The following is an 18840-nucleotide window of genomic DNA, read 5'->3' on the forward strand; positions in this document are numbered from 1 at the left end:
CTCCTTAAGAAATTCGGACAATGGTCCGTCCAATATGTTGGCCTGCTTGTAATGCTTCAAAAACAGGGGGAAGTTCTTCTAAAGTAATCTCTTGATACACAGCTTTTTCAGTGATGTCTAAATCAGTGGCAAGACGTTGCCAAACTATTTTTCGTTTGTCCATACCAACATTAACCGAATCAATGCCCAATAAGTGAACGCCCCGTAAAATAAAGGGTAAAACGGTTGTCTCTAATGTAATTCCAGCAGCGCGGCCACAAATGGCTGAACGGCCATCATAACGAAGTTGTGGTAAAACAGCAGAAGTAATTTCCCCACCAGTGGTATCAATTGCAAAAGCAAAACGCTGTTTCATCAATGCTTTAACAGGAGTTGCTAAGAAATCTTCTACTAATAAGCATTCACTAACACCTAACTCTTTTAAAAGCTCAAAAGAATCTGGCTTTCTAGTTAATGCAGTGATTGAAGTGTAGCCTAATTGATGCAACATCGCAATAGACAATGTCGCAACACCGCCTGTCGCACCAGTTACAATGATGGGGGCTTCTTTGTCGTCGCGTAAGCCATCGTCTTCTAAAGCTGTGACAGATAATCCGGCCGTAAAGCCAGCAGTTCCGAAAATCATTGCTTCTTTGAGACTCATCTTTTCAGGAAGTGGAACTACCCAATCGCCAGGAACACGCACATATTCAGAATAACCACCAGTATGACTAACCCCTAATTGATAGCCTGTTACGATCACTTTATCGCCTTCTTTGAAACGAGGATCTTCCGATGTGACAACAGTGCCACTGACATCAATTCCTGGAATCATTGGATAATTGCGAATCACACCGCCGTCTTTTTTTGAAGCTAAAGAGTCTTTAAAATTAACTGAGGAGTAGGCTGCTTTGATTACTACAGTGCCTTCTGATAAGTCGTCTAAAGTAATGGTTTCTAGTTGACCAATAACAGATGTATCTTGTTCTCTTAACGTAAATGCTTGAAATGAATTCATATAAAAACGCTCCTTCCAATTATGTAAAAAAGCAACTCGTCTTATTTTATCATATTCTGATTTTTTCGTATCATTTTTCTTCTTATAAACAGTAAGTTATACAGAAAAGAAAGATTGTGTGACAATTAGACTAGAAAAATAAAGAAAAATGGTTGAAATTTTTCAAAAAGTTCGTATACTAAAAAAGGTAAAACTAAACTGTAAGTTTAGTATTACAAAACTTTTGTTGAAAAGATTAGTTGAAAATAGAAACGAGGTGTGCCATGGAAATTGGTGAGAAGTTGAGAAATTTACGCATTCAGAAAAATTTAACACAAGAAGAATTAGGCGAAAGAACGGATTTATCCAAAGGCTATATTTCCCAATTGGAGCGGGATTTAAGCTCACCATCAATGGAAACATTTTTCTCAATTTTAGAAGTACTAGGCGTGACGCCAGAGCAGTTTTTTAGTCAGCAACCGCTTGAACAGAAAATTGTCTACAATGAAGAAGAAAGTACCCTCTATTATGATGAAGAACATGGCTATGAACTAAAATGGTTAATTCCAGCCTCAAATGAAAAAGAAATGGAACCTGTCATTATTACTTTTGATAAAAATGGCGAATATAAAACGTTTGAACCTTCTCTATCGGAAACATTTATTTATGTGATTGATGGCTCCATTTGTTTGACATTAGGGGAAGCCACGTATATTGCTAAAAAAGGTCAAACCATGTATTACCAAGCAACAGAACCTCACCAAATTAGCAACAATGGTCGAGGAAAAAGTCGTGCGTTAATTGTGGCGACAGAATCGTATTTATAAAGGACGAAATGGAGGAGTTTATCCAGTGAGAAACCATGTGATTTCATTTGAAAATGTTGTCAAACAATTTGACGATGAACCAGTATTAAAAAATGTCAGCTTTGAAATTGAAGAAGGAAAATTTTATACCTTATTAGGACCTTCAGGATGTGGTAAAACAACGATTTTGCGTATTATTGCGGGATTCAATGACGTGACTTCTGGTGATGTTTATTTTGATGGTAAAAGAATAAATGATGTACCTGCCAATAAACGCCAAGTCAATACCGTGTTTCAGGATTATGCTTTGTTTCCTCACATGAATGTTTTTGATAATGTTGCGTTTGGTTTAAAAATCAAAAAACTATCCAAAGCAGAAATTGAAAAAAAAGTGAAAGAGGCATTACGTTTGGTTCAATTACCCGGCTACGAAACACGTGAAATTAGTGAAATGTCTGGGGGCCAACGTCAGCGGGTCGCAATTGCACGAGCGATTGTCAATGAGCCAAAAGTATTGCTTTTAGATGAGCCGTTATCCGCTTTAGATTTGAAATTACGCACAGCGATGCAATATGAACTACGTGATTTACAACAACGTTTAGGAATTACTTTTATTTTTGTGACCCATGATCAAGAAGAAGCATTAGCGATGAGCGATGAAATTTTTGTCATGAATAAAGGTCATATCGTGCAAAGTGGCACACCAGTCGATATTTATGATGAACCGATTAATCACTTTGTTGCTGACTTTGTGGGGGAAAGTAATATTGTGGACGGTGTGATGCTGGAAGATAATTTAGTTTCATTTGTGGGCAAAAAGTTTGAATGTGTCGATGGTGGCATGCGGAAAAATGAACCTGTAGAAGTCGTTTTACGTCCAGAAGACTTAACGATTACCACGCTTGAAAAAGGCAAGCTAACCGTAACGGTGGATACACAGTTATTCCGCGGCGTTCATTATGAAATTATTTGTTTTGATGAACAAGGAAACGAATGGATGGTGCATTCCACTCGAAAAGCCAAAGAAGGCGCTCAAGTAGGGCTCTCTTTTGAGCCAGAAGATATTCATGTGATGCGCTTCAATGAATCAGAAGAAGACTTTGATGCCCGTTTAGAAAGTTACGACGAGTAAACGAAAGGGGAAAATAAAATGAAAACAATGCGTCGAATTTATTCGATTCCCTATGTAATGTGGTTACTTTTATTCGTCATTGCGCCAGTGCTAATGATTATTTATCAATCATTTTTCGATATGAATGGCCAGTTTACTTTGGCGAATTACCAAACGTATTTTACATCAGGAACGTATTTAAGTATGACCATTAATTCGGTTTGGTATGCTTTTCTGATTACCATTTTTACGTTATTGGTAAGTTATCCTATGGCTTATTTTTTGACAAAGCTCAAGCATAAACAGTTGTGGTTAATGCTTGTTATTTTACCAACGTGGGTGAATTTATTATTAAAAGCTTATGCCTTTATTGGGATTTTCAGTATTCATGGGAGTATCAATCAGTTTATGAGTTTTATGGGTTTGGGTACGCACCAAATTCTGTTTACAGATTTCAGTTTTTTATTTGTCGCAACGTATATTGAAATTCCATTTATGATTATGCCGATTTTTAATGCCTTAGAAGAGATGAATCCTTCATTGATTAGTGCTAGTCGGGACTTAGGAGCTAGCAGTGCGGAAACATTCCGCCGTGTCATTTTTCCTCTCTCCCTAAACGGTGTGAAAAGTGGCGTTCAAGCTGTCTTTATTCCTTCGCTCTCGCTCTTTATGTTAACGCGTTTAATTGGCGGCAATCGGGTGATTACGTTGGGAACGGCGATTGAGGAACACTTCTTAGTAACGCAAAACTGGGGCATGGGTTCAACAATTGGTGTGATTTTAATTGTTGCCATGTTTATTGTGATGTTGCTGACGGGTGAGAAGAAGAAAGGGCGTGGCAAATAATGCAAAAGAAAAAGTTTAAATGGTCTTATGTGTATTTATTCGTTGTCTTTGCGCTACTGTACGCACCAATCTTTTATTTGATTTTTTATTCGTTTAACGACACGCAAACGATGAATCAGTTTACTGGTTTTACGTTAGATAATTATCGGAACGTTTTCGAAGACACACGCTTGTTAACCATTGTTCTGAATACGTTTTTGCTAGCTTTCTTATCGGCTTTAATAGCAACCATCATTGGAACATTTGGCGCGATGGGGATTTATTATACAAAACGTCGTAAAAACCGGAACACGTTGCTTAGCTTTAATAACATTTTACTCGTTTCACCAGATGTTATTATTGGAGCCAGTTTCTTAATTTTCTTCACGGCAGTAGGGTTTATCAGTTTAGGTTTTACAAGTGTGTTATTGTCGCATATTGCCTTTAGTATTCCAATTGTTGTTTTAATGGTTTTACCAAAACTACAAGAGATGAACGATTCTATGGTAGATGCGGCACGGGATTTAGGGGCCAATAATGTTCAAGTGATTAAAAATATTATTTTGCCTTTTTTAGCGCCAGGAATTATTGCTGGCTACTTTATGGCCTTTACTTATTCGTTGGACGATTTTGCCGTAACATTCTTTGTGACAGGCAATGGTTTTTCAACATTATCTGTTGAAATTTATTCACGAGCACGTCAGGGAATTAGTTTAGAAATCAATGCCTTAAGTGCGTTAGTATTCCTATTCTCAATGATTCTAGTTGTCGGTTATTACTTTATCAGTAAAGACAATACGCCAAAACGTTTAAAGAAAATGCGTCGGGAACAAAGTGAGGTGGCCAAGTTAAAATGAAAAAATTACAGTCACTTTTTATTGGAATTATCGCTATTATTGTCATCTTGTTTTTTGGCGTCCGCCAATTGGAGAAAGCAAGTGGCATGGCAGGAGCAGATACCTTGACCATTTACAATTGGGGGGACTATATAGATCCAGCCTTGATTAAGAAATTTGAAAAAGAAACAGGCTATAAAGTCAATTACGAAACCTTTGATTCTAATGAAGCTATGTATACAAAAATTCAGCAAGGTGGCACAGCCTATGATATTGCCATTCCTTCTGAATATATGATTCAAAAAATGATGAAAGCGAAGATGCTTTTACCACTTGATCACAGCAAATTAAAAGGCTTAGAAAACATTGATGCACGCTTTTTAGATCAATCCTTTGATCCAAAAAATAAGTTTTCCGTTCCATACTTCTGGGGCACGTTGGGGATTATTTATAATGATAAATTTATTGACGGCCGTCAGATCCAACATTGGGATGATTTATGGCGCCCGGAATTAAAAAATAATGTCATGCTGATTGATGGCGCTCGCGAAGTGTTAGGATTATCTTTGAACAGTTTAGGCTATTCGTTAAACAGTAAAAACGACCAACAATTACGTCAGGCTACCGATAAGTTAAACCGATTAACGAACAATGTCAAAGCAATTGTTGCCGATGAAATCAAAATGTACATGGCTAATGAAGAAAGTGCAGTTGCTGTAACTTTCTCTGGTGAAGCTGCTGAAATGCTAGAAAACAATGAACATCTACATTATGTGATTCCCAGTGAAGGCTCTAATCTCTGGTTTGATAACATTGTGATGCCTAAGACAGCCAAAAATAAAGACGGCGCCTATGCATTTATGAACTTTATGTTACGACCAGAAAATGCAGCACAAAATGCAGAATATATTGGTTATTCCACACCAAATAAAGAAGCTAAAAAACTATTACCAAAAGAAGTTGCCGAAGATAAACAATTTTATCCAGATGATGAAACCATCAAACATTTAGAAGTTTACCAAGATTTAGGTCAAGAATACTTAGGAATTTATAACGATCTGTTCTTGGAGTTTAAGATGTATCGGAAATAAAAAAAGTACCTTCGTAACTTTCGAGCCGCCCCTAAAAGTTAGATTTTTAGTCTAACTTTTAGGGGCGGCTTTTATTCATACAAGCTTCTAATTGAGGCACAAAGAATCCTGTGCTACACTTTGTATAAAGCATAAAAGGAGCAAAGAAAATGAAAAGGAAAACAATCCGAATACTACTAATCAGTAGCGGGCTTATTTTAATCCTACTGGTAGGTTACCGTTTGTATCTAGAATATCAAACAGATATTCAATTATTTTTGAATCCTAAAGCCAGTAAGACACAATTATTAGAGCGAATTCGTTCACATGGTTTTTCAGCAGCGCTGTTGTTAGTTTTTTTGACCGCGATCATGTGTGCAGTACCAGGGATTCCGACCTCAGTAATTGGTGTGATTGCAGGATTGAGTTTTGGTCCCTTCAGCGGCACACTCATTAACGTTTTAGGGAATAGTATGGGAAATTTGGTTGCAATCTTTTTGATGCATCATATAAAATTTTTAGATAAAAAAACGGAGACCAATCATTGGGTCCAGTCCATTCGACGGATGAAGCATCCAAAAATTGGGATTATGGTAGGCTACATGATTCCAATTATTCCTTCTTCTGTGATTAATTTTGCTGCGGATACTATGCAGTTGCCATTAAAAAATTTAATAGCCGCTATATTCATTGGTGTAATTCCTTCCTCAATACTTTACGCATGTGGAGGCGAAGCACTATTTCATGGATATAATAAAACGGCAGTATTGTTAATTGTGAGTGTTCTTTTGTTCGTTGGATTGGTGGTCATTATTGAGAAAGATAGAAAAATATTTCAAAAAACTGTTCTTTAAGAACGGTTTTTTTGTGCATTTGAACAATAAATCCTGTTAAATTTACAATTTTAAAAAGAAAGGACTTTGATAAAATGAAAGCGTAAACAATTTAAGGAGCTGATTTTGAATGCCAGATATTACAATATCTTGGGTTGCTGCAATTTTAGGATTAGTTGTAGCGATAGTATTAATTTTGAAAAAATTTAATCCTGTGTATTCCTTGTTTTTTGGTGCAATTGTTGGTTGTCTTATTGGAGGCGCTTCCCTGTCAGATACAGTCGCTGTTCTATTAAACGGAACACAAAGTATTATGGGAACCGCAATCCGTGTCTTAGCAGCCGGCATGTTGGCGGGTGTGATGATGGAATCTGGTGCGGCAGAATCAATTGCCAACGCCATTGTACAAAAGCTTGGCGAGAAAAAAGCTATTTTATCTTTGGCATTATCCACAATGGTAATTACAGCAGTGGGCGTATTCATTCCTGTTGCAGTGTTGATTGTTGCCCCGATTGCTCTATCTGTTGGGAAAAGTACGGGTATCAGTAAGTTATCATTATTGATTGCCTTATCAGGTGGCGGCAAAGCGGGCAATATTATTTCGCCTAATCCAAATACTATTGCAGCGGCGAACGGCTTTGATTTACCTTTAAGTGACGTTATGATTGCTGGTTTTATTCCAGCCGTATTTGGCTTAATTACAGCTGTTGTTCTTGCAAATATCATGAGAAGCAAAGGATCAATGGTCAAAGAAACGGATCTTGTAGAGGAACAAACAAAAGAATTATTACCTTTGAAAAAGGCGTTAATCGCACCAGTGTTAGCGATTGTCTTATTATTACTTAATCCGATTGGCGCCGTTTTAAATATTTCTTTCATCAAAAGTTTGAATATTGATGCTCTGTATATTTTACCGTTCGCCTCAGTTGTTGGGACAATTGCGATTGGGCAAACAAAACAACTGGCCTTTTATGCGTCTTCTGGCTTGAAGAGAGTAACCGATACCGTTTTAATTTTAATTGGTGCAGGTGCAATTGCTGGATTAATTTCTGTTTCTGATTTATCAACACAAATTGTCCACTTAATTTCTGTTATGGGAATTTCTGGAACCTTCTTGGCACCGATTTCTGGTATTTTAATGGGCTTAGCAGTTGGTTCAACATCCACAGCGGTTATTTTAGCGACAGGTTCTTTTGGACCAGCGATTTTAGATATGGGCACATCTTCACTTTCAGCAGCAGTCATGGTGCATACTGGGGCAACTGTGATTGATAGTGTTCCTCAAGGCAATTATTTCCATATTACGGCACAAAGTATGAATATGACGATTAAAGAAAGAATTCGAGTGATTCCTTATGAAATGTGTGTCGGTGGGGTAATGACGATTGTTGCAACCATTTTATATGGCTTTATTTTAAACTAGTTGGAAAGTAGGCGCGAAAAGATGACGAAAAAATTTGTTTTGGCTCCAGACTCATTTAAAGAAAGTATGAGTGCAAAAGAAGCCTGTCTGGCAATGGAAAAAGGGATTTTAGCTGTATTTAAAGATGCAGACATTCAACATGTCCCGATGGCAGACGGCGGGGAAGGAACGGTGGATTCCTTAGTGGATGCAACAGGAGGTACAAGAGTACCAGTGCGTGTGGCAGGACCGCTTCCTGATCAAATCGTTGAAACCTATTACGGCTTATTAGGTGACCAAGAAACGGTGGTCATTGAAATGGCGAAAGCCAACGGAATTGAATTGGTCAAAGCAGCAGAACGTAATCCCTTGATCACTTCTACTTATGGTACAGGAGAAATGATTCAACATGCGCTCAATCATGGGGCAAAAAAAATCATTATCGGCATTGGCGGTAGCGTGACAAATGATGGGGGTGCAGGTATGATTCAGGCACTTGGTGCGCGTTTGTTAGACAAGGAAGGACAAGAATTGACACGTGGCGGTGGTGCATTAGATAAACTGGCGCAGATCGATTTAACACAGTTTGATCAACGTATTTTTGCTACCGAAGTTTTAGTAGCAAGTGATGTGAATAACCCACTAACAGGGCCAACAGGGGCGTCTCATGTCTTTGGCCCGCAAAAAGGTGCGACAGAAGAAATGGTGGCTCAATTAGATAAAAACTTAGCCCATTATGCAGCGATTATCAAAAAAGAGGTCGGCATTGATGTTGAGATGATGCCAGGCGCAGGAGCTGCTGGTGGTTTGGGTGCAGGGTTACTAGCATTCACGAAAGCTCAGTTACGCCCAGGGATTGATATTGTCGTAGAAGTGAATCAATTAGAAGAAAAAATAAAAGCCGCTGATTTTGTCTTTACTGGTGAAGGCGGTATGGATTTCCAAACAAAATTCGGCAAAGCCCCTTATGGCGTCTCACGTTTGGCCAAGAAGTATCAAAAACCGGTTTTCGCTTGTGCTGGCTATATCGGCAAAGATGTGGATGTCCTCTATGAAGAAGGGATGACGGCTATTTTTGGAATTTTGGCCAAAGCCGAACCGTTGGAAGCAGCATTGAAAAATGGACCAGTTAACTTAGAAAGAACCGTTGAAAATATTGCTCGTACATTACAGCTGGTGCCTTGTGACTAAGAACTAACCATGGTATCATCAGTAATGAAAGCTGAAATAAAAATGTTCAGTCGTTGATCTGAAGAATTAAGCGTTTGGGACATAAGTCATTGCGGCTTATGTCCCAAACGCTACTCGCTTTTTAGAAAGTTGGCGATAGCAATGTTAAAATTAGACAAAATCCAAGCAAATAAAATTGTTGAAAAGTTGATGGCAGATATTCCTTATAACATCAACATTATGGATGAACGAGGAAAAATTATTGCGAGTGGAGATTCTGCTCGAATTGGGGAGCGCCATCGTGGTGCAGAAAGAGCCATCAATGAACGAAAAAATATTGAAATTTATAAAGATACTTCTTTAGAGAAAAAAGGCACCAATGAACCGATTATTTTGAATGATCACATTTTAGGTGTCGTAGGCATTTCGGGAGAACCAGACGAGGTGCGCAAATTTACCAAGCTTGTGCGCTCGATTGTTCTTTTACTGACAGAAGAATTAAATACACAACAAGAACGCGAAAAAAAGAAAAAACAAAAAAATCAGTTTATCCAGCACTTAATGCATGTTGATTCTGCTTACTCAGAAGCCTTAAAACTTGAAGCGTTGGAACTATATAACCTTCAATTAGATGACCAGAATCATTGTGTACTGACCAAGGACAAGCGCTTATTATCCAGTTATTATCCTGGCCATGAAATATTTGAATGGGAAAATTGTTATCTGGTGATTACTTCTGAACTACCTCAGATAACAAAGCCAGTAACAGAATACCTTGTGATAAGTTCGGAAAAAGCCACGATTCAACAAATGGTCCAAGAGGCACAAAACACGTATTTACTTCTATCGTTTCTCCAATTAGAAAAGGCTAAGTTTTACCAAGCAGAAGATTTTTTCATTCAAGGAATTTTTAATTTTCCTTTTCATATTGAATTGGATTTTTTTGAAACCATCCAGACGATTTATGATGAATACTATGAAACCGTTATTTTTTTCGCCAATCATAACTTAAACATCAATGAAACCTCACAAGTATTACATATCCATCGAAATACATTGAATTATCGCTTGAAACGAATTCATGAATTGACGGGGATGGATCCAAAAGTTTGGCAAGATTTTTGGAAATTGTTCTATTATTTTGCCTATTGCTTTAAAGAACGTTTTGAAAAGTAGTGAGGAGCAGGAATGCTTGTTTGTTAAGCAAGTGTCAGCATATTTTTCGCCAGAATCAAAAATATCTTTTATAATAATTGTAAGGAATCAAACGATTTAGATATCATTGAGGAGTGGTGCCAGTGAAAAAAGCAGTTTTAATTGTTAACCCCAGTTCTGGTGGTGAAAAAGCCAAAGAATTTGAAACGTTAGCAGAAGAAAAATTAAAGCAGTTATTTGATGAAGTTGTAGTGAAACAAACAGAAAAAGGCGGCGATGCAGAACAATTTGCCCGTGAAGCTGCGGAAAGTCACTTTGACAGTGTTTTCGTAATGGGGGGAGATGGAACCGTTAATGAAGGAATTAGCGGGTTGGCAGAACAAGCTTACCGCCCAAAATTTGGCTTTTTTCCTTTAGGAACGGTGAACGATTTAGCGCGAGCCTTGAATTTACCGATGGATCCTGAAGAAGCGATTCAACAATTAGATTTAGAAAAAACCAGTGCTTTAGATGTGGGGAAAATCAATGACGACTACTTTATGAATGTCGTTGCGATTGGGACGATTCCAGAGTCAATTAACGACGTGGACGTTGAACAAAAAACGAAGTTAGGAAAACTCGCTTATTTTATTTCAGGTGCCAAACATTTAGCAAATGCTCAAACGTATCCTTTTCATTTAAGATTGGATCAAAAAGAACAAACCATTGAAAGTAGTACCGTTTTAGTTGGCTTAACGAATTCAATCGGTGGGTTTGAAACATTATTACCAGAGGCCCAAGTGGATGATGGCAAACTTCATTTAGTTTATTTAAAAGATCAATCATTGTGGGATGCAGTAAAAGCAGTCCCAGATTTGTTAAAAGGCGTCGACCAGTCCACTGATAATTTAGTTTACCTAACCTTTAAAGAAGGAACAATCTCCTTAGAAAACCAAGAAGAATTAACCACTAATGTGGATGGTGATGAAGGAGCTGCTTTGCCAATTACGCTGAAGATTTTGCCTAAACACTTGACGGTGTATTGCGGTGAAGAACAAACAAAATAGCTGATTTTTTGAGAAAAGCTAGAACATTTCTATTTGTTTAAAAAACAGATAAGTTCTGGCTTTTCAAATCATCTAAAAGAGAATCAATCAGGGGCTATGCTATACTTTGTTTCTACATATTGATAGATAAGGGAGTTAATGAGATGAGAAGAAAAAAACATAAAAACAAAAAGAAACAAGAACTTTTTGAAGAGATTGAAAAACAAGAATTAGCAGAACAAGAAACTAAGCAATTGAATGAAGAAATCGAAGACCCAGAATTTCGTTCTTTTTTTCAAGATGTCTTGAAAAAATTTCCACAAAAAACGTCTACTGCCATAATGAATGCTTTCGCAACTTCTAAAGGTAAAGCAGAACAATTAGTGACGAACAGTCAAACACAACTCGACAAAGTATTTGATGAATTTTTGGCTGGTGTTTCACCTGACGTGAAAAAGAAAAGTCATCAAACGATTCATTTTGCTGCATTGTCAGCAGCAATTATTGGGTTTTCGCCAATTCCATTTTCGGATGCTTTTTTACTGGTACCTGTTCAATTAACTATGATGTCACGGCTGCATAAAATTTTTGGTCAGTCTTGGTCTGAAAGCTTAGGGAAAAGCTTAACCAAAGAATTAGTAGTGGTTAGTTTAGGTAAGAGTGCAGTCGGGAATATTCTAAAAGTGATTCCTGTTGTCGGAACTGTGACTGGTGGCATGGTCAATGCTTCAGTTGCAGTAGCAATTACGGAAGCGCTTGGCTGGGTTACCGTCAAAATGTTAAACGATGGTGTTGATATCTTTGATGATGTGATGTCTTTCAAAGGACAATTTTCAACATTATTTAAAGCCATCCAAAATGCTAAAAAGAAATAATCGCTGTATTGATTAACTAGGGTGAGACACATTTAAACTTTTTTAAGTAATTCGTAGCAAATTTCCAAGGTTTTCGTCACAAATTATTCACAGGTTCTCGTTAATATATAAGCATACCAACAAAACACCCAACATAAACACTTTTCATTTTTACTCCTCAAGTAAAAATAACTCCTTTCCACTCAGTCTACCCAACTGAGTGGTTTTTTTTTTGCGAAAAAAGAGGGCGTTGAACAATTTGTTCAACGTCCTCTTTTAATAGATGGGGAAGTCATTTGTTAAGAATTATTTTTTCCATTCTGCTACTTGGTCTTTATGTGAATCAACCCAATCGCGTGCAGCTTCTTGTGGGTCTTTGCCTTCGTTAATTTCTAACATGACAGATTCCATATCCTTAGTTGTCCAATGGAAATTATCTAACACTTTGTAAGCTTCTGGTTGATCTTCTTTTAGGCCTTGGCGAGCCATTGTGTGAATCGCTTCTTCGCCGCCCATAGTGCCTTTTGGATCAGCTAAATATTTTAAATCATATTTTGCAAACATCCAGTGAGGAGACCAGCCAGTAATAACGATGTCTTCGTTGTTTTTAATTGCTTGTCCTAAGGCGACAGTCATGGCACCTGATGAAGAAGTTTCAACAGACCAATCTTTCAAATTAGGATAAGCTTCTTTAGTTTTCTCTGCTGCTGCAACAACACCAGCCCCAGGTTCAATTCCAGTAATCTTTTTCCCAGCTTGATCAGATAAATCTTCGATAGAATCAACATCCATATAAGAAGGAACGACAATTCCTAGCTTCGCGCCTTTAAGGTTTTCACCAAGGTCGTCTAATTTATCTTTATATTGTTTATATTGCTCTGCGTGTGTTCCTGGTAGCCACGCACCAACCATGGCATCTGTTTCACCTTTAGCTACAGATTCCCACATAATTGCGTTATCTAAAGGAGTCGTTTTAACATCATACCCCATATCTTTTAAGACTTCGGCAACAACATGTGTGGAGGCTACTTCGGTATCCCATTCCACATAAGAAAGGGAAATTTGCTTATCATTTGTTGTTGTAAAAATTGAAGCACCAACTAAGCCAGCGACAATTACAACAACCGCTGCAATAATCCCGTATTTTTTCTTTTTAGAGGTGGCACCAGCTGCTTTAGGGGCTGCTTTTTTATTATTTAAATGTTGAGTAAAACGGTCAATGATAATCGCTAAAATAACTAAAGCCACACCATTTACGAAACCGTTCCCGACTTGCGCACGTTGTAAAGCAGAAAGGACGCCACGTCCTAATCCAGGCGCACCAATCATTGAAGCAATAACTACCATTGATAGAGCTAGCATGGTTGTTTGGTTAACACCAGCCATAATCGTGTTTTTGGCTAAAGGTAATTCTAATTTGAATAATTTTTGCCAGCCAGTACTACCGTAAGAATCAGCTGCTTCAACAAGTTCATTTGGCACTTGTCGAATTCCTAAGTTCGTAAAGCGTACGGTTGGTGGTAAAGCGAAGATAACAGAGGCGAAGACCCCAGGAACCATACCAATTCCGAAGAATGCAACGGCTGGAATCAAGTAAACGAAACCAGGCATTGTTTGCATGAAGTCCAAAATCGGTGTAATGATACTTTTGGCTTTTTCGCTTTTCGCCATTAAAATCCCTAGTGGCACACCAATGATAATGGAAATAACACTAGAAAGTAAAACTAACGTAACGGTACTCATTAAATCGTTCCATAAGTTTTGATTATAGATAAACATTAAGCCGATAAACGTGAATAAACTTAAGCCAATTTTTTTATTAGAAATAAAGAAAGCAGCAATCGTTAATAGCACGATCAGCACAAGTGGTGGTACGGCTGTTAGTAAGGCAGTAATGTTGTCCATTACACTTTGACCAATTGTTTGTAAAAAGCTGAATAATCCAGCAAATGTTGAAGTTAACCAATCAGTAAAACTTTCAACCCAAGACGCGACAGGTAATTGATACTTATTCATGTTCGTTCACCTCTGTTTCTGCAAGTGCTTCAAGTACGCTACCACGGATGACCACGCCTAATAGTTTGCCGTTATCAGTCACGGCAAGAGGCGTTTGTGCATCATAAATCAGTGGAAAAATATCATTCACTAACATATCTTTGTCGATTGTTTGAATTTCTGGATCCACACATTCTACAAGAGAAGTCCCGTTTTTACGCGCTTCTAAAGCTTTTTCTGCGCGTACAACGCCTTTTAGTTGGCGTTTTTTATCCACGGCAAGTAACATACTCACTTCTTCTTGACGCATCCGTTTTAAAGCAACAGTTGGGCCATCAATTTCAATGTTAGTAGTTAAAGCAGGTACCATAATATTTTGGGCAGTTAAGACTTTTGAACGATCCACATCTTCCACGAAGGTTCGCACATATTCGTTGGCTGGGTTGGTTAAAATTTCTTCTCCAGTCCCAATTTGCATAATTTGACCATCTTTCATCAAAGCAATCCGGTCGCCGATTCGTAAAGCTTCATTCAAATCATGTGTGATAAAGATAATGGTTTTTTTGACATTTTCTTGTAAATCTAATAGTTCGTCTTGCATTTCACGACGAATTAACGGATCAAGAGCAGAGAACGCTTCGTCCATTAATAAAATTTCTGGATCGTTAGCCAAGGCACGAGCAAGGCCGACACGTTGTTGCATCCCACCAGATAATTGACTTGGTAATTGGTCTTTAAAAGCAATTAAGCTAGAATTTTCTAAGGCTTTTTCAGCTTTTGCTTGGCGTTCTTCTTTAGGAACACCACGAATTTCTAAACCATATTCCGTATTTTCTAAGATAGTTCGATGGGGGAAAAGACCAAAGTTTTGGAAAACCATGCTCATTTTATTTCGACGTACTTCACGTAATCCTTCTTTATCTAAAGAAGAAATATCTTGTCCATCAATATAAATATTTCCTGAAGTTGGTTCAATCAAACGATTTAATAAACGAATTAATGTTGATTTCCCACTTCCTGATAACCCCATAATAACGAAAATTTCGCCTTCTTCAACTTCGAAATTTACATCATAAACACCGACTGTGGCACCCGTTTTTTCTAAAATTTCTGTTTTGCTTTTGTTGGCACGAATCATTTCAAGTGCCGGTTTGGTTTTCTTACCAAAGATTTTGGTAAGGTGATTTACTTTTACTTTTGGCAAATCATTGTTCCTCCTCAATAAAAAAAGTGACTACATCAGACTACTATAAAGTTGTCACTTTGTCAAATTAGATGAAAATCTTTCTGAAAATGAAGAAAAACAGTATTTTAAATAGGTTTTATAGTGGTTTTTTATGAAAAATAGAAATAATAAATAAAAAAAGTGACTATTTACCGCAAGGTAAATAGTCACTTTGTTTTAAATTTCTTGATCAAAGTATTTTAATGAATAGTACTCAATGGGATTTTGAAATAAGTAACCATAAAAAAGAACTTGAACAACAGTGGTTAAAGAAATTTCCGTTTTTAAGTTCAACACAAGCACAGTTGCTAGAGATATACAGATAACAATTCCTAGAATATAGAAATAACGTAAAATCATTTGATTTGCTTTTAAACGGATAACTTGCCAGCGTTCATCATTTTTATATTCAACTTTTTTCTGTTTTTTGAATCGTTCAGTTAAATACATAAAAATCGCTAAGATACACATCGAACTAATTCCTAAAAGTGGTTTCAGTGTTTCAATATTCATTTAGTTTCCTCCATTTGTTGATAAAATACTTCTGTGACGGGTTTTTTAAAAGCTGCTGCAATATCAAAGGCTAATTCTAAAGAGGGTGTGTATTTATACTTTTCAATAGAAATAACTGCTTGGCGTGAAATCCCAACTTTTTCTGCTAAATCAGCTTGTGTCCAGTTTTTTTGGGCTCTAAGAACCTTAAGTTTGTTTTTAATCAATGTAACTACCTCGTTTCTAAATGTAACGACTTCGTTACTTTATTTTAGCAATTTGAAAGGAATTTGTCAAAAGAAAAAAAGCTCAAATGAGCTTTTTAAGGATAGAAAAAATTCTGCACTCGTTGTAAGGTTGATTCGTCATGTCCAACAAAATAAAGTGTGTCGTTCAACGAAATCTTTGCATATGGACCAGGTGAGACCAGAAGCTCTTCTTTGTGTTTGATGGCGATAATCGTTGCCGAAGTGTTTTGCCAAAAATTCATTTCGCTAATCGTCGCCTCAAGATAAGCAGCTTCTTCTGTTAAAACTAATGAATAAGGATTCATTGGATTGAAAGAATCAAAACGCTTTGTTTGTTCAACAAGAGTATCTAGAATGCTAGAAAAATGAGTAAGTTCTTCTTTTTGTTTCGCTACGCTATCTAGCAATTCTTCTTTAATTTCAGCAATCGTTTGAACGTCTTGATATTGTGTCACAAAGTCCTGCGCTTTTTCTTTTGATGCCACATAGAAGCCGCTGCCGTGTTTGGCTTTAACGATTTCTAAATCAACTAAAACGATAATGGCTTTGCGGGCTGTTTCTGGCGACACTTGGTATTGGTTAGCTAGGGTGGAACGGGCATGGATTTTATCTCCAACATGTAATTTGCCTTCTGCAATTTTTTCCGCAACATCAACGGCGATTTGTTGATATTTGGGCTTCGTTAAACTGATTTTTTTGGAAGCCATAGTGAATCCCTCCGTTAATTGTTATTTTCCATTTCTTCTAATTCTAAACTGAAATTTTCCCATTGCTCAAGTAGTTCATCTTGTTGCTGACGAGCGTAATCTAATTGTTGGTTTAAAGCCAGCAATTCAACATGATTTTCTAGAATGTCTGGTTGACTCATTTGTGCTTCTAATTGTGCAATTGTCGTATCTAACTGAGCAAGATTTTCTTCGACTTGTGTTATTTTTCTTTGCAAAGTACGGAGTAATTTTTGTTGCTCCTTGTTTTGATAAAAGGTATTTTTGGCTGTAACTGGTTCGGGTTTTTTCGCCGCTTCTTCATTAGCTAAGAGGGCAGCGATTTCTTCTTCCTCTTGTTTCTTTTCTAAATAATAGTCATAGTCGCCTAAATAAAGTTTGCTGCCCTTTTCAGAAAGCTCAACAACTTTTGTTGCAATTCGATTGATAAAGTAACGGTCATGAGAAACGAAGAGGATGGTTCCTTCATAATCAATCAGCGCATTTTCTAAAACTTCTTTATTATCGATATCCAAGTGGTTGGTTGGCTCATCGAGAATCAAGAAATTGTCACGATCCATCGCTAATTTTGCTAATGCCACACGGGCTTTTTCGCCACCGCTTAATAAAGGAATCGTTTTTTCAACATCGTCTCCACTGAAGAGAAAGCCGCCTAAAATACTTCGAATCTCTTTTTCAGGTGTGGTTGGGTGTTCATCCCATAATTCCGCTAAGACCGTTTTATTGCCATGTAAATTGGCTTGCTCTTGGTCATAGTAACCTACAGAAACATTGGTACCAAAAGTTTTACTTCCTTTAATGAAAGGAATGCGGTCAATAATTGATTTCAAGAGAGTGGATTTACCAATTCCGTTCGGTCCGACTAAGGCAATGGCTTCTTTGCGACGAATATCCAAGTGAATAGGTTCGGATAAAATATGTTCTGGGTCGTAACCAATGGCGGCATCTTCGACTTGTAAAACAACATTTCCCGAGACTTTTTCACTATCGAAAAGAAAATGCGCCGATTTTTCATCTCCTTGAGGTCGGTCTAAACGATCCATTTTTTCTAATACTTTTCGGCGACTTTGTGCACGTTTCGTTGTAGATGCACGAACCAGATTTTTGGCAACGAAATCTTCTAACTTATTGATTTCTTCTTGTTGCTTTTCATACGCTTTCCATTCACTGGCTAATTGTTCTGCTTTTAACTCTAAGTATTTGGAATAGTTTCCTTTGTAGTGAGTCATTTTTTTGCGGCTCAGTTCATAAACTTCATTAACTACCTTATCTAAAAAATAACGATCGTGGGAAACAATCAATAGGGCGCCGGCATAGCTTGGCAAATAAGATTCCAGCCAAGAAAGCGTCTCGATATCTAAGTGGTTTGTAGGCTCGTCCAGAATTAAAATGTCTGGTTTTTGTAAAAGCATTCTCGCTAATGCAAGCCGGGTTTTTTGACCACCAGATAAGGTTTGAATATCTTTCGTGTAAAAGGATTCATCAAAGCCAAAGCCGTGAAGGACTGAGCGAATTTCATTTTCATAGCCGTAGCCATTTTTTTCAGAAAACGTATGTTGCAATTGATCGTACTCTTTTAAAATTCCTTCATAAACGGAAGTGGTTGGCTCCATTTCACTAATTTTGGTTTCTAATTCTCGCATACGCTGTTCCATTTCTAGGATGTCAGCAAAGGCTTTTGTCATTTCTTCCCAAACGGTTTTATCTGATTCTAAGCCGGTATTTTGAGCTAAATAACCTAACGTAGCAGTTTTATTTTTGGCAATGGTTCCGCTATCGGGAGCATCAATGCCTGCAATGATTTTTAAAAAAGTCGATTTTCCAGCACCATTACGACCAACTAAGGCAATCCGACTTTTTGTTGCAATTTCTAAATGTATGTTTTCAAACAATGTTTCCGAGCCAAAATGCCGGGCAACTTGATTTGCTTGTAATAAAATCATCAGTAGTCCTCATTTCTAAATTCATTGCCCTTAGTGTAGCATAAAATCTGCTAAAATAGCACGTATCAAAAAATGCTTTGTGAAGGTTTATACCTTTTATCACAAACTTTTGAAGAAAAATGCTATTTTTGAGCCATAGAATTGCTTTT

General features: G+C 37.3%; 18 protein-coding genes. 11 read left to right on the top strand and 7 right to left on the bottom strand.

The genetic code is table 11. The features are described from left to right. Window positions 1-4 precede the first annotated feature (4 nt). Complete coding sequence (locus IGL80_RS03725) at window positions 5-997, bottom strand: YhdH/YhfP family quinone oxidoreductase (protein WP_002356506.1); 993 nt, start codon at window positions 995-997, stop codon at window positions 5-7. Between the two features lie 263 nt (window positions 998-1260). On the opposite strand from IGL80_RS03725, the gene IGL80_RS03730 reads away from it, so the two are divergent. From IGL80_RS03730 to IGL80_RS03780, 11 genes are all read left to right on the top strand, one after another. Beyond that, window positions 1261-1803 (top strand): helix-turn-helix domain-containing protein, encoded by a 543-nt coding sequence (locus IGL80_RS03730; protein WP_002359576.1) that lies wholly within the window; start codon window positions 1261-1263, stop codon window positions 1801-1803. Window positions 1804-1828: 25 nt separating this feature from the next. Beyond that, window positions 1829-2914 carry an ABC transporter ATP-binding protein gene (locus IGL80_RS03735; protein ID WP_002356508.1) on the top strand — a complete coding sequence of 362 codons (1086 nt, stop codon included), beginning with the start codon at window positions 1829-1831 and terminating at the stop codon, window positions 2912-2914. A gap of 18 nt (window positions 2915-2932) precedes the next feature. Beyond that, on the top strand, window positions 2933-3739 hold the full coding sequence (locus IGL80_RS03740; protein ID WP_002359577.1) for an ABC transporter permease: 807 nt from the start codon (window positions 2933-2935) through the stop codon (window positions 3737-3739). Further along, window positions 3739-4575, top strand: a complete 837-nt coding sequence (locus tag IGL80_RS03745; protein WP_002356512.1) for an ABC transporter permease — start codon at window positions 3739-3741, stop codon at window positions 4573-4575. The genes IGL80_RS03740 and IGL80_RS03745 overlap by 1 nt, the downstream gene beginning before the upstream one ends. After that, a complete protein-coding gene (locus IGL80_RS03750; protein WP_002359578.1) occupies window positions 4572-5645 on the top strand; it encodes an ABC transporter substrate-binding protein in 1074 nt (357 codons plus the stop codon). Before IGL80_RS03745 ends, IGL80_RS03750 begins: the two co-directional genes overlap by 4 nt. A 149-nt stretch (window positions 5646-5794) precedes the next feature. Continuing rightward, window positions 5795-6478, top strand: a complete 684-nt coding sequence (locus IGL80_RS03755) for a TVP38/TMEM64 family protein (protein ID WP_002359580.1) — start codon at window positions 5795-5797, stop codon at window positions 6476-6478. A 109-nt stretch (window positions 6479-6587) separates the two neighbouring features. After that, complete coding sequence (locus IGL80_RS03760; protein ID WP_002359581.1) at window positions 6588-7880, top strand: GntP family permease; 1293 nt, start codon at window positions 6588-6590, stop codon at window positions 7878-7880. Between the two features lie 21 nt (window positions 7881-7901). Continuing rightward, entirely contained in the window at window positions 7902-9050 is a 1149-nt protein-coding gene (locus IGL80_RS03765; protein ID WP_002359583.1) for a glycerate kinase, read from the top strand. A gap of 141 nt (window positions 9051-9191) precedes the next feature. After that, window positions 9192-10205 (top strand): CdaR family transcriptional regulator, encoded by a 1014-nt coding sequence (locus IGL80_RS03770; protein WP_002359587.1) that lies wholly within the window; start codon window positions 9192-9194, stop codon window positions 10203-10205. 122 nt (window positions 10206-10327) lie between these two features. After that, complete coding sequence (locus IGL80_RS03775; protein WP_002359588.1) at window positions 10328-11230, top strand: diacylglycerol/lipid kinase family protein; 903 nt, start codon at window positions 10328-10330, stop codon at window positions 11228-11230. Between the two features lie 119 nt (window positions 11231-11349). Next, the gene (locus tag IGL80_RS03780; RefSeq protein ID WP_002384134.1) at window positions 11350-12084 is read left to right on the top strand and encodes a YcjF family protein; all 735 of its coding nucleotides are present in this window, start codon (window positions 11350-11352) and stop codon (window positions 12082-12084) included. 285 nt (window positions 12085-12369) lie between these two features. On the opposite strand, the gene IGL80_RS03785 is transcribed toward IGL80_RS03780, so the two are convergent. The 6 genes from IGL80_RS03785 to IGL80_RS03810 form a co-directional block, all read right to left on the bottom strand. Continuing rightward, window positions 12370-14079 carry an ABC transporter permease/substrate binding protein gene (locus IGL80_RS03785; protein ID WP_002356521.1) on the bottom strand — a complete coding sequence of 570 codons (1710 nt, stop codon included), beginning with the start codon at window positions 14077-14079 and terminating at the stop codon, window positions 12370-12372. Further along, the gene (locus IGL80_RS03790; RefSeq protein ID WP_002388977.1) at window positions 14072-15262 is read right to left on the bottom strand and encodes a quaternary amine ABC transporter ATP-binding protein; all 1191 of its coding nucleotides are present in this window, start codon (window positions 15260-15262) and stop codon (window positions 14072-14074) included. The genes IGL80_RS03785 and IGL80_RS03790 overlap by 8 nt, the downstream gene beginning before the upstream one ends. A 198-nt stretch (window positions 15263-15460) precedes the next feature. Further along, window positions 15461-15796: a hypothetical protein gene (locus IGL80_RS03795; protein WP_002359589.1), complete on the bottom strand. Its 336-nt coding sequence runs from the start codon at window positions 15794-15796 to the stop codon at window positions 15461-15463. Further along, window positions 15793-16002 (bottom strand): helix-turn-helix transcriptional regulator, encoded by a 210-nt coding sequence (locus tag IGL80_RS03800; RefSeq protein WP_002359591.1) that lies wholly within the window; start codon window positions 16000-16002, stop codon window positions 15793-15795. The genes IGL80_RS03795 and IGL80_RS03800 overlap by 4 nt, the downstream gene beginning before the upstream one ends. Before the next feature lie 95 nt (window positions 16003-16097). Continuing rightward, complete coding sequence (locus tag IGL80_RS03805) at window positions 16098-16730, bottom strand: GntR family transcriptional regulator (RefSeq protein WP_002356525.1); 633 nt, start codon at window positions 16728-16730, stop codon at window positions 16098-16100. Between the two features lie 14 nt (window positions 16731-16744). After that, entirely contained in the window at window positions 16745-18691 is a 1947-nt protein-coding gene (locus tag IGL80_RS03810) for an ABC-F family ATP-binding cassette domain-containing protein (protein ID WP_002404856.1), read from the bottom strand. Window positions 18692-18840: the final 149 nt, after the last annotated feature.

The organism is Enterococcus sp. DIV2467a (genome assembly GCF_050532945.1).
Classification (GTDB): Bacteria; Bacillota; Bacilli; order Lactobacillales; family Enterococcaceae; genus Enterococcus; species Enterococcus faecalis.